Origin of the sequence: Nostoc sp., assembly GCF_036919595.1 — a bacterium.
Taxonomy (GTDB): Bacteria; Cyanobacteriota; Cyanobacteriia; order Cyanobacteriales; family Nostocaceae; genus Nostoc.
The window spans coordinates 49,681-63,389 of the sequence record NZ_JBALCO010000157.1 but is presented as its reverse complement, the minus strand read 5'-3'; the positions used below and the strand labels follow the sequence as shown (position 1 = coordinate 63,389).

Below are 13,709 nucleotides of genomic sequence, written 5' to 3'. Positions count from 1 at the left end.
TGCTTTCCTACTCATACCGACTCAGTGAAACCCTCATCACGTGGGTCTCATCTCACTATAGATAAAGCATATATGAAGCTAAAATTTTGCAGATGGACTTAACATATATATCAATGTGACGTAAAATACAAATAAAATCTTCAGTTTTTCTTGCAGCGAACACCCATTCAAGCCCTTTGGCTACAAGCTAAGACTTGCAGCAAGCAAATCCAATGTTAATTTTTTATGGTGATGCCATCGGCCCAATCCCTAAATTTTTGATAGTTCAAGATTAGAACGATCCAAAATGCAATGTTACAGGCACAAAAAAAATAGCTCTCTGCCAGAAGGAAAAATGTCTATAAACAAGATATGGCAGGACTTACAGATATTAAGCCTTGTTGATATGATTTCCAGTTCTTATAATTTTTTTCATTAATCTGTGAACAATTGTCTACAGATGCCCATGAAACTACCCAATAACCACAATCTTCAATATGTAAAGTTTTGTAACAATAATCAAATTTTTGATGCATTTTGTTATAAGTTATGTTTGTAAGTTTTCTTAATCAGTAATTATGCGTAAACAAAAAGAGAACTTCTCAGCAAGGCTAAATTAGTCTAGCTAAACATGCTACAGTAATTTAGGAAGGAATATCATTATTATTGTTTCATAGAAGTGCAACTATGCAATGGAACTGTAGTAATTCAATTAAACTATTACGCACCTTAAAAATCCTAATATTTATACCTGACCTACTTGTTATTAGGTTAGGGATTTTATTCAACTATTAAGTTAACTTACCAACAAATCCTTTTTTTGGCATTAAAGCTCAAAATTTCCAGACTAAACTGGATTTTACCCTGCAACAAAAGCTAAATATCTGGGTAGTAACCGCACTTAAACCGACCTTAGAAAATGCTTTTGCTTAAGAACTTAAAGTTACTCCAAACAAAATGGTTAATAGTAGACTACAAAGCCCAAGTTTCTTTTAAGGAAAAATGTGAGATTTCCTACTTGTCTTATATAAGTTTTCATAAAATAACTACATTAAGTGTTCCTAACTATGAGTAATCAAAGCATCACAACAAATAAATTCAGTGAAGTGCCTTTGGATTTACGTGCATCTGCATTTGTCCGGGTACGTAAGGGTTCGTGGTGGTTGAGATTAATAACATTGTTTTTAGTAGACTATACTCTTTTATCCTTAGCTTGGGTTTTAGCTGGATATCAATCTTATTATGGGGATTTTATTTGGTATAGACCGAGTCATTATTTACCGATTTTAATAACTATTGGGATTCAAATAGGATCACTAGCTGTCCAAGGTATTTATCGAGAAGGTCAAAAACGCTATGACTATTTCAATATCATCAAATCACTAACTTTTGCTCATGGATTAATTCTTCTTGTTTGTTCTTTGTATAAACCAGTTGTTGATATTACACGTCCCAGATTAATTTTATTATCTTGGGTACTAAGTATATTATTTATTTGTACTGGTAGATATGCTGTAAATATTGCTCTTGAATATCTGCGTAAGCAGAAAAAAATAGTTCGTTCTTCTGTATTCATTATTTGTGATCCTCAAGATCATGAACAGATTGCTAGTTTTATAAAAAAAGAAAAACATTACATTGTATCTGGAACCGCAAATGCTAATTCATTAGACAGATATCAACGTCAGCAAACCTTGAATCAACTTAATCAATTAGCTGTAACAGAAGTTTTTATATCTTGGGATGCTCTAAAAAACAGAATGTTTTTATGCTGGTTATTTCAAGCATCTGGCATCCAAGTCCATATTTTGCCAATGGAATTAAAACCGATTTATAAAAATGTAGAATTTAATAGAATAGGAGGAATGCCTTGTCTCAGCTTGGATTGTCCAATAATTACAGGTAAAGATTTTTGGATAAAGCGCAGTTGTGATTTTTGCTTCGCGGCTTTATTTGTAATGTTATCATTCCCTATTTATATAGCTATAGCCATAGCTATAAAACTGGACTCTCCCGGCACAATATTTTACAGACAAACCCGTATAGGTTTACATGGGCAACAGTTTAAAGTATGGAAATTCAGAACTATGAGGTCTGATGCGGAAAAATTACAGAAAGAATTAGAAGCATTAAATGAAGCGAAAGATGGGATTATCTTTAAAATTAAAGATGATCCTCGCATTACCCGTGTTGGAAAATTTCTTCGTCGTTACAGCTTAGACGAATTACCTCAACTTTTTAATGTTATCTTTGGAGAAATGAGTATAGTAGGACCTCGCCCTTTACCTACTAGAGATGTTGATAAGTTTTCTGAACATCATTTTATCCGACATGAAGTTTTACCTGGTATTACAGGTCTTTGGCAAGTCTCAGGTCGCTCGGATATTTTAGATTTTGAACAAGTGATTAATCTTGATCTTAGCTACATTGAAAATTGGTCGCTTGGGTTAGACTTTGAAATTCTGCTCAAAACAGTTATGGTAGTTTTGAAAAAAGAAGGTGCTTACTAAGGAAAAACAAAGCCAGGTATGTATATAACGGCTAGAAAAACTTCTGACTATATATATCTGAAAAAGTCAAGTTATGACATATATAAATATTGATAATTCAAAATAAGCGAATTAACTGAATTAATCATTTAAGAATAAACTTATGGCAAATTATAATTAGACCCTTAATGATAAGCGTTTTAATGCTAATTGTATTCATCTTATTGCAAAAAATTAGCTTATATTTTATGTTCACTCTAATTATTGCAATTTGTGCCTATGGTTTATTTGTAAGTTTTCTAGGTATTCGTGCGTTTGGTGGGTTTCATTTTTTGTGGATAAAACTTTTAATAGTTTTGTAAATTGTTTAAGAAAAAATCCTGCTAGTAATGCATCTAAATTTGTTGATTAAATAAATAATTTAAATGAAAATATAATTTTAATTATGATTAAGGTTGCTCTATTACATTTTGGCTTTGAAGACTACACCATCGAATTAGCAAACAGTTTGATTAAATATGTTGATTTAACGCTAATTCATCCAGAAAAAATCTCAGATGTATGTAGTAAGGTTCTCGATTCCAATATCCGCGTCATTAGTTTTAAAAAACCACGGATTCGCGATCCACGCAACCTCTTGTCTATGGGCAGTATGATGCATATCATCAAAAACATACAGCCAGATGTTTTACATGTGCAAGAAACTAACGATCCTTGGTACGATTGGACTTTATTACTCAACAAAATGCCACCATTGGTGACAACCATCCACGATATATTCCGTCACCCAGGGGATAACAGCACTGCATTTGGTTCCGAGTATACCAAACGTATTGGCTTCTACCGTTCCCAACAATTGATTGTCCATACTAATCAACTAAAAAAGATTTTAATTGAGCAATTTCGTATACCTCAAGAGCGAGTTAATGTTTTACCTCATGGGGAACTTGGTAGTTTGTATGAGCGTCGAAGTAGTCAAAATATTCAAGCCCGTGAGCCATGTACCTTGCTATTTTTTGGACGTATATTGCCTTATAAGGGATTGAAATATTTGCTTGAAGCTATGCCCTTAATTGCTGAATGTATACCTGAAGTTAAGTTGATTATTGCTGGAAAGGGAGAAAACATAAGGCAATATTTTCCTAATGGTTATGATGAGAAACGTTACAAGATTATCAATGACTTTATCCCCCTTGAAGAAGTAAGTAATCTATTTAAACGCAGCACGGCAACAGTTTTGCCATATATCGAAGCGTCTCAAAGTGGTGTGGCAGCTTTGTCTTATGGAATGGGAACGCTGGTTGTAGCTTCTGAAGTAGGGGGATTGAGTGAGATAGTTCAACATAAAAAAGATGGGTTATTAGTTCCACCCCGTGACGTTTCAGCTCTAGCTGATGCTATCATTTGTTTGCTAAAGGATCGCAACTTGCAACAAGGTATGCAAACAGCGGCACTAGCTCGCTCTCAGGAAGATTTAAATTGGTCAAATATTGCTGGTCAAACTGTGGAAGTTTATCAAAAAACTATAAAAATGAGATATTAATACAACTGTACTTATTAGTTTGGCATTTAACGAAAATAATAATTACAAATCTGATAAACAAAGTATTTCTCAAAATCAACTTAGACTACCAACTACGAATTCCTGACTTGCTTAATCTGTTTTCTATATGTATACATAATCATAAAAAATGAGGAAATTTTTAATTTCTGCTGAACAAATACTTACAGTAACTTGCTTGATGATCTACTCAGGAACTCCGCTAATCCCTCTTCTGACGGATGGCTTTACCGTAAAAGACGCTGATAGAGGTATATTTCGATTATTTTTTACTTTTACATATATAGTTAGCCTTTCGTTAATTGCTTTACGCTGGAAGAAGGTTACTTACGTTTTTAGCAGAGATAAGTTTATTTGGGCATTGATTGGAGTTTGTGCACTTTCTAGTTTTTGGTCTTTAGATCCAGATACTACTGTACGTCGCGTTTTTGCTCTGGCAGCAACAACTACCTTTGGACTTTATTTAGCTTCACGCTACACCTTAAAGGAGCAACTGAAGTTATGTGCATACATGTTAGGCTTCTCAGCAGTAATGTGCTTCTTATTTGTTATATTTCTACCACAATATGGTCTTGGAAACGATGTTGATGGAGCTGGTTGGCGAGGAATATACCCAAGCAAGAATAGTCTTGGCGAGACATTTGTATTAGGTGCAGCAATATTTTTCTTCCAAGCCATGACTAATCAAGAAAATCGCTGGATTTCATGGCTTGGGTATGTTACTTCTGGAGTACTTATATTCTTCTCAAAATCAACAACATCTATGGTTAATTTTATAATCATTACAGCAGCTGTTGTTATATATTATCGAATTTTACATTTAAAGTATAAAGTAATGATACCTATTTTGACCTTCATATCAACCATTGCTATAGCTTTTTATACCTGGTTTTTATCAGAAGCGGATACAATTTTAGGCTCAGTAGGTAAGGACACAACACTTACTGGACGTTCAGAAATATGGTCTGCTGTGTTGGAAATGATTGCGAAAAAACCGTTACTAGGATATGGCTATGGAGCATTCTGGATAGAGAATAATAGTGAGTCTACTATTGTTCAACAAACGATACAATGGAATGCTCCTAATTCTCACAATGGTTTTCTGGATCTCTGGCTACAGTTGGGTCTACTAGGATTCTCGGTTTTTTTAATTGGGTTCGTTATTAATTTATTAAAAGCAATATATTTAATCCGGTGGAATCAAACATCTGAAAGTTTATGGCTATTAGTCTATTTTACAGTTATTATTCTTACAAATCTTGCTGAAACTACATTTTTAGAGCAAAATAGTGTGGAATGGATACTTTATGTATCAGCAATATTATCAAACAAACTTTCTACACGCGCAAATCTGTAAAAATAGAATAAATAGACTTTCTCGGTTTTAGAAAAAGGCTTGGTAGCGCTTTGAATCTGGGAAAATCAATCAAACGATAACTTGTGATTCTTTAATTGATACATTAATCAAAGATAGACCAAATTATTAAAAAATTACAGCTTATGTGTCGAACTAATACTCTCAAGATTATCATGCTAGGCCCTAGTTTACTCCAGCAGGGTGGTATTTCCGGTTACGAGAAACTTTTTTTGGCGTATGCTCCTTCGGAAGTCAAAATATGTCATATTATTACTCATGAGGAAGGATCTATAGCACTAAAAGTCATGGTTTTTTTGAAAGCTATATGGAAATTTTTATGGATGTTAATAAAGGAAGAAGTTGATATTGTTCAAATTCAAATTTCCCAGCGCGGTAGTGTTTTCCGACAAGCAATTATGATACTTTTAGCTGGGGGATTTCACAAGCCGATAATTTTACATGCTCATGGTAGTCAATTTCATCTTTTTTACGCTGGACTTGCAAAATGGATCCAGAAATTATTAAGTTGGGTATTTGGCAAGTGTCAACGCTTAATTGTCTTATCTGAAAGCTGGAAAAGCTTCTACATAGAAAACCTTGGTCTGAAACCTGAACAAGTTGTAGTTTTTTACAATCCAGTAAAAATTCCTGCTGAAGTTCCAGACCGTTCAGTTTCTAAAAAAGTGAACTTACTTTTTTTAGGACGAATCGGTCAACGGAAAGGAGCATTTGATTTGATCAAAGCTTTTTCTTTTTTGCCTACTGAATATCAAGCCAGATCAAGTATGATTATGGCAGGAGATGGAGATATAGAACAAGCACGTAATTTAGTTACGACTTTAAATCTAGAAAAATATATACAATTGCCTGGCTGGATAGGGTCAGATGAACGTGATATTCTTTTAACTAAAGCAGATGTTTTTGTGTTGCCCTCTTACAACGAAGGTCTTCCATTAGCAATGCTGGAAGCAATGGCTTGGGAGTTACCAGTCATAGTTACACCAGTAGGAGGCATACCTGAAATAGTTACTCAATCTGAAAATGGATTAATTGTTAATTCAGGTAATGTTGAGCAGTTATCAGATGCTATGAAGTCTTTAATTGGAAATGATGGTTTGAGGCTTGATCTAGGTTCTAAAGCAAGAACAAGTGTTTTTGCTCTTGATATTAAAAATCACTGGGTTTCTTTTCTTGATTTATATCGTTCACTATTAAATTCAAATGATCAATAATGTGACTGTAAACAGCTAGCAATTGCAAGACTGAAAGCTATAAGGATGCAGATATGCAGGTTATTAAGTCCAGTTTCGCCAGGTATGACTAAAATTTCCCCAAAAAAGGCAGATTTTAGAACTGACAAGTCAGTCTTTTACTAAACTCATTAAGAATTGAGATTATGGCATTACCTAGAAAAGTACTAATTATCGTTGAAAATCTGCCAGTTCCCTTTGATCGGCGGGTATGGATGGAAGCAACTACTCTGCAAAAAGCTGGGTATGAAGTTAGTGTAATTTCACCCACAGGTAATGGTTTTGAAAAAGACTATGAGGTTATCGAGCAGATTCACGTCTACCGTCATCCTCTACCACCAGAAGAAAGTTCTGTCATTGGGTATCTTCGAGAGTATAGTTGGGCAATTAACTGGCAATTCCGTCTAGCTCAACGGGTATGGCAAGAGCGTGGTTTTGATGTCATCCATATTTGTAATCCGCCGGATTTACTTTTTTTAGTAGCAGGATGGTTTAAATTATTTTATGGTACATGGGTTATCTTCGATCATCATGACCTCAGTCCGGAGATGTATGAAGCTAAGTATCAACGGCGGGATATTTTTTATCATGGATTACGCTGGGCTGAACGCTTAACCTATGCCACAGCAGATATAGTAATTTCAACGAACGAGTCACACCGAGAGGTAGCTCTTACCCGAGGGCACAAGAAACCAGAGAAAATCTTTGTAGTTCGTAGTGCACCCGACCTTTCCCGTTTTTGCCGAATGTCCCCAAATCTCAATTACCGTAGAGGTAAGAAGTACTTGATAGGGTACATGGGTGTCATGGGTGAACCAGAGGGAATTGATTATCTCTTAAGAATGGTATATTACATTGTCCGCAAAAAAAATCGCCAAGATATTCACTTTATGTTAATTGGTAGTGGACCAGCAGCCGAAAAACTTAAAGTTTTATCTAAAGAGCTAGAAGTGAGTGAGTTTGTAGAATTTACAGGGTTTAAGCAAGGGGAGGAACTTTTAGAGCGGCTTTCTAGTTGCGATGTGTGTGTAGAACCCTCTCCAACATCTGCTTATAACGAAAACTGTACCATGAATAAAATCCTTGAATACATGGCAATGGGAAAAGCAATTGTCCAGTTTGATTTGCGAGAGGGAAGACGTTCTGCACAGGAAGCATCTCTTTATGCCAAGCCTAATAATGAGGTGGAATTTGCCGAGAAAATTTTAGAGCTTCTAGATTCTCCTGAACGTAGAGAAAAGATAGGAGCCGAAGGGCGACGCAGAATGGAGAAGATCCTTGAGTGGCAATATCAAGCTCCGAAACTGTTAGAGGCTTATGATAAAATCTGGCAAAGCTAGTAGTTACTTTAAATTCAGGAATCACTATTAAGTGAGGCTGAGTAATGGGTAGATATTTATGGTCAAAAATCGCAAACTGACTAGACGGTGAGTTTTTACTGGGCTGAGTAACTTTGGACAGCATGAGTGATTTGACAAGGGGGAGAACCATATAAATAATCTTCGAGGAAAAAAATCAATCCCTTGATAATCGAGAAATAAATTTTAATAATAATGGCTAATGGCAAAAAAACTTTAAATGAATGTAGTGGCGCTAAAGGGTTGATTTATGGTGTGGCAGAGAGTTATGACACCTTTAACTCGCCTCAAATCTAGAATTTCACAAGTTTTTTGCTGATTAGCATCGTATCAACACTATGGCATTATGGTGCCAAAATCGGAACTAAATTTGTAACTTGGATAGTCTATACTATTGTCATATTGTCAAACCGCATCAGTTCAGTATTGTCAATTGCAGTGGTTTGTGCATTGTCTAAGTCAATTTTTAGTTTCTTGCTTAAGATCTGTACTTTGGAAGATTTATGTTGGAAAAATCTATGGAATCTAGAGAATCTATTGATTTAGACCTTAGTCGTTACTTATTGATCTTGAAACGATGGTGGCTACCTGCTACTGCAATATTTGCAGCTACAGTTATGCTCAGTGCTATAGCTACACAATTTATGAAGCCATCCTATGAAGCTGAAGGAAAGCTATTATTTAGAATTCCTTCTTTTAAAGTAGTAGGATCTAATCTTTTGCCTACTAACAGTGAAGGAGGAGATGCAGGAGATTTAAAATCCCTACTAGCGACTCAAAATCCGATAAACACTCAAATTGAAGTTATTTCTTCACCTATTTTATTGCAGCAAGTAATAGACAAACTACGACTTAAAGACCAAGAAGGTAAACCTCTGGAAGTAGAAAAACTACGAAAATCTGTGCCCATGAAAATTGTTGGCGGCACAGATGTATTGCGAATTAGCTATACCAGCCGTGACCCCGAACAATCAGCGGCAGTGGTCAACACAATCATGAAGCTTTATTTAGAAAATGATATTCTGACAAATCGCTCTGAGGCAGCAGCAACTCGTCAATTTATTGCCAGGCAGCTTCCTAAAACTCAAGAAGCTGTTAATAATGCAGAAGTAGCACTACGTATATTTAAACAGAAGCATCAGATAGCAGATTTATCAGAGGAGACAAAGTCAGCCGTTACGACTATTGGAAATCTAGACAGTGAGATGGATACTGTTAAGGCTCAATTGGATGAGGTAAACGCCCAAACCAATGAGCTGCGCCAGAAAGTAGAGCTAAATTCTCAGCAAGCGATCGCTGTGAGTGCCCTCAGTCAGTCACCTGCAGTCCAGGGAATTCTTACACAACTTCAAGAAACCGACCAACAGCTAGCGATTGAGCGTAGCCGTTTCCTAGATGACAACCCCGTAATTGTTAACTTAGTAGCAAAAAAAGCTAGCTTAAAATCTCTCCTGCAACAGCAAATTGGTCAGACTGTTGGCAATCAAACACAAATTCCGCAGAACCTATTGCAGATTGGAGAACTCAGACAAAACCTGATCGAAAATTTTCTCCAGTCAGAAATACAGCGCTTTGGCTTAATTAAAAGACTTTCCTCTCTAAATAATTCCCGTTCTACCTACGAACAGCGAGTGAAAATCATACCCCAGTTAGCACAAAATCAGCGGGAGTTAGAACGGAAAGTTGATGTTGCAGAATCGACATATCAAACTCTACTGAAAAAGGTTCAGGAATTACAGTTAGTTGAGAATACAAATACAGCCAGCTCGCGGATTATTGCTCAGGCTTCAGTTCCTAATAAGCCAGTACAAGGCAAAAAAATTATCGTTTTAGTGTTAGGAGTAATGTTCGGTTTATTTTTGGCCACTACAACTGTTCTCTTTCTAGGAATGAGAGATAGATCTCTGAAAACACTTAAGGAAGTCAGAGATGTATTTGGCTATACTTTGCTGGGAATTGTTCCTTTGTCTGTTAAAAAAATTCGCTCCCGTTATTCAAATTCAGAATCAACAGTTCAAACAATTGCTGTCAGAGATACGCCCCACTCTTTGACGAGTGAAATGTACCGGATGATTCAAGCCAATTTGAAATTCCTGAGTTCAGATAAAGTGCTCAAAACTATCGTGGTAACTAGCGCAGTTCCTAAAGAAGGCAAGTCTACAGTTTCAGCTAATTTGGCAGCAGCGATCGCTCAACTAGGACGTAAAGTTTTACTAATTGATGCAGATATGCGAGTTCCTTCTCAGCATCATCTCTGGCAATTAACCAATGCAGTTGGTTTGAGCGAGGTTCTTGTAGGTCAGGCTGAATTTGACATTACTGTATCTAAGGTAATGGATAATCTTGATGTCTTAACTGCTGGAGTTAGACCTCCCAACCCACTTGCTTTGCTTGACTCAAAACGGATGGCATCATTAATTGAAAATTTCTCATCTCAAAATAACTATGATTTTGTAATTATTGATGCTCCTCCCCTCCTTTTGGCAGCCGATGCTTTGACTTTAAGCCAAATGACTGATGGGATTTTGTTAGTAGCTAGACCTGGGGTAATTGATTCTAATAGTGCTAACGCTGCTCAAGAGATATTAGAGAGATCCAATTACAACGTCTTAGGTTTAGTCGTAAATGGAATCATTGATAAAAATGATTCTAGTATTTATTTATATCATGAGCATGAATATTTTAAACCAAGGGAGTTGACAAAAGAACTTAAAAGACTTGCAAAAAAGTAAAATATCCAAAGTTTAGGGGCTACTAAAAGACATATCAATAAACTATTGACTAAAATTTCGTAGTTTCTCTAACCCCAAATTGTTTATCTCGACTTTATCCAAATCAAATAACGTCGCCTTATTATTTGAGAAAAAGTATAAATTTGAGGCTCAATTATTGGGTATTTTTTGTCTAAGTCCCATAAATAAAGAGACTATATTTAATTTGGTTCTACCGCCGCCTTATTTATGCTGCAGCATTAAAATCAAGGTTTTATATCAGGTTCGGAATGTGGGTTACAACAACGGGTTGTAGACAAAAACCTTCTAAAAATCAGGATTTTGCCATACAACCCTATGTTATACTATCGATTACCCAATATTTTTGCAAAAAAGAGAAGTAGGTTTAACTATTTGCCGAAACGACCCAAGATAAGTGTGTGTTTGGGTGTTAAGCAAAACAGAGAGCCGCAGTGCATGAAGATAGGACAGTAAAAATTCCTTTCATAAAAACCATACAGGGTTTTACCTGATGGCAACCAGATGCACGCATCATCCAGTTTTGTTTTATGTTAATCTTCGTAAATTGGCAAAGGGCATTGTTAACTAATACCGCATTTCGTATGCCCCTCTATCGGAGGCTGAACCATACACACGAGGGTTGCCTAAAGCATCAGTTTTTAAATTATTCCACTTCAAACCTCTATTGATTGCCGGACTCTTCTTTTTCAGTCTAAAGTCACCAGTCGAGGCATTAATAAACTGTGGATCTGCCATAATATCATTAGGCCCGACAGCAATTTGACTAGAACCATTGTTGTTGTAAAGGTTATAGTTAAAAGTAGTGTTGGGACTTTGATTTATTGAGCTTATTGGTCTGTTACGCGCAGAATAAAGGATGTTATTGAAAACTTTGATATCACTTGAATGATTACTCATGATTTGCCCGTAATTAATTACCGGAGTCTGGTTATTCAGATAAGCTGTGTTGTTAACAATATCTACATGTTCGCTTTCATAAGTATGAATGCCCGAACCACCATTTTTATATGAGATATTGTCTGCAATCAAAGTACGTCCTTTATACCCAAACCTTCTGGTACTGTCAACAATAATGCCATTACCGTCTTGGAACTTTTTGTTCTGATACCAGGGAATTAACATTTGATTGTTATAGACCTTGTTTCTGGTCACAACTATCTTATAATTTTGGCTGTTGTCATAATTCCGAGAGGTGAGCACCCCAATACCGCTACAGGCGAAGACTGAGTACCAAGCATTATTAAACACCTCGTTCTTATCCACTGTCACATAGTCCGATTCCACCACTCCAATACCTCCACCTCCACAATCGTGTACCTTGTTATTCAGAATACGTATATGGTGGGTGAGACGATTGTTTTTTCCATTTATGGCAATACAGCCTCCATTTGTCAGCGGGTTTGATTTGTTATTCTGCTGACTCCGAGCATAAGCAAGGGTTATATTGCTATTATTCCCTACAACCTCCAGCCCGTTTACCTCAATATATGACGCTCCATTGGAAATTAAAACTCCATGCCATCCATTGCTTTGAAGTCTCGGCCGATGTCCAGGATATGCTTTATACGTAATCCATGCATCTGCCCTTCCAGAGCGTTTAATATCTAGTACTGTTCCAACTTTGCTTGTATTCTTGTATACTCCATTCATAATGAGTACTGTATCCCCAGGGTCAGTCAGGTCTGCTGCCCTTTCAAGTGTCTTAAACGCTGATGAGGTAGAGAGTCCGCTATTTCTGTCGTTTCCGTTACTACTAACATAGTATGTTGTCTTAGTTGAAATAGCACTGATCAGCTTGCGGCTTGGTAGTGGGATTTCCTGATCAGTGAATGACTGACGAACATCTTTAGCTAAAGACTCTGTTATTCTCTCTCCTGTAACCAGACCTGTTAATGCCCAGGGAAGTACAAGAGATGCGCTCAAACTGAGAAAACCGAAACCATGAATCATCATAGGGAAAAAATAGGGTATGTTGCAAAAACTGAATCGTCAACGGTCAGTAGCTCTAGCCTTAGTAAATGACTCAATATTGGATCTGGTCGTGTAACTGCCGTTTGTTAAGTTTATACATGGTTTATTAGGTTACCACCTGAGAATTTCCACGTAAATACGGCTGAAAAGCCTTTTTATCTCGTTTTCCAAAAACTGGCACATATCTGGTAAAAGTACTGAAGAAAAATTATCAGTATCCAGAGATACTCAATAAATGCACACGAAGCAAGTGTACAAATGCCATCATTTCCAATTCGACATCATTGTACTGTGTATACGTGGTATCTGTGGTTAAGATAGTATATCTGTCATCAATCAGTTAATTTACTTAAATAATTCTTATAATAATGATAATCAAAAAATGAGTATAATAAAGGCATAGGCTGTAATTATCGCCTTCAAATTCTAAAAGATTCTCATTATCATAAAAAATTAGAGTAACTAAAACAAAGTTTGAAATAGCCTATCAATGGTAAATTAGTAATTTTCAGTGATGACTTTAGGTCTACAGGATTTTTAAATAAGTAATAGTACCTAAAACTACCCTCAAATGTGGATAGAAAATACAATTTTTGAGTAAGCGAACCAAAAGGCAAGCCAGTTCTGTACCCTAGTCTTGTCTTCTTTTGTGGTCGAGGCGGCGCGTAGCTTGCTTGTCTGTAGGAGTACGAGAACGGCTATTCTCAGTAAATCAAAAGCTTTTTCTTTGAAATAAGAGACGCTTTGTGTAGCTTGCTTCTCTACAAGAGTACGGCTCTATCGTTTATTCTTGCCTTCAAAAGGCAGTACAAGAGTTAATTTAATAGTCCCATTATGAATTAATAAGAAAGTTGTTTTTTATAGCAATCCAAATTAAATCTTGAGAAAATATGGAGATTGATTCTGAATGCAGAATCAACGACCGTGGGGAATTCAGACCCACTACTACGAAAGTTGACCACAAAACAAGAAAATTTGGTGGCAGACTTAA

At 36.2% G+C, this 13,709-nt stretch carries 7 protein-coding genes; 6 read left to right on the top strand and 1 reads right to left on the bottom strand.

Going from position 1 to position 13,709, the window contains the following annotated elements; genetic code table 11:
- Positions 1 to 1,046: 1,046 nt before the first annotated feature.
- The 6 genes from V7K21_RS24265 to V7K21_RS24240 all read left to right on the top strand — a co-directional run bounded on the left by V7K21_RS24265 (position 1,047) and on the right by V7K21_RS24240 (position 10,726).
- Complete coding sequence (locus V7K21_RS24265; RefSeq protein ID WP_335177756.1) at positions 1,047 to 2,489, top strand: sugar transferase; 1,443 nt, start codon at positions 1,047 to 1,049, stop codon at positions 2,487 to 2,489.
- Between the two features lie 424 nt (positions 2,490 to 2,913).
- Positions 2,914 to 4,011, top strand: coding sequence for a glycosyltransferase family 4 protein (locus tag V7K21_RS24260; protein WP_335177754.1), 1,098 nt, complete (start codon positions 2,914 to 2,916; stop codon positions 4,009 to 4,011).
- A gap of 148 nt (positions 4,012 to 4,159) precedes the next feature.
- Positions 4,160 to 5,386 carry an O-antigen ligase family protein gene (locus V7K21_RS24255; RefSeq protein WP_335177752.1) on the top strand — a complete coding sequence of 409 codons (1,227 nt, stop codon included), beginning with the start codon at positions 4,160 to 4,162 and terminating at the stop codon, positions 5,384 to 5,386.
- A 173-nt stretch (positions 5,387 to 5,559) separates the two neighbouring features.
- Positions 5,560 to 6,618 carry a glycosyltransferase family 4 protein gene (locus tag V7K21_RS24250; RefSeq protein WP_335177750.1) on the top strand — a complete coding sequence of 353 codons (1,059 nt, stop codon included), beginning with the start codon at positions 5,560 to 5,562 and terminating at the stop codon, positions 6,616 to 6,618.
- Positions 6,619 to 6,782: 164 nt separating this feature from the next.
- Positions 6,783 to 7,976, top strand: coding sequence for a glycosyltransferase family 4 protein (locus V7K21_RS24245; protein ID WP_335177748.1), 1,194 nt, complete (start codon positions 6,783 to 6,785; stop codon positions 7,974 to 7,976).
- 536 nt (positions 7,977 to 8,512) lie between these two features.
- Complete coding sequence (locus V7K21_RS24240; RefSeq protein WP_335177746.1) at positions 8,513 to 10,726, top strand: GumC family protein; 2,214 nt, start codon at positions 8,513 to 8,515, stop codon at positions 10,724 to 10,726.
- A gap of 585 nt (positions 10,727 to 11,311) precedes the next feature.
- Here the strand turns inward: V7K21_RS24240 and V7K21_RS24235 are convergent.
- Entirely contained in the window at positions 11,312 to 12,670 is a 1,359-nt protein-coding gene (locus V7K21_RS24235) for a right-handed parallel beta-helix repeat-containing protein (protein WP_335177744.1), read from the bottom strand.
- Positions 12,671 to 13,709 lie beyond the last annotated feature (1,039 nt).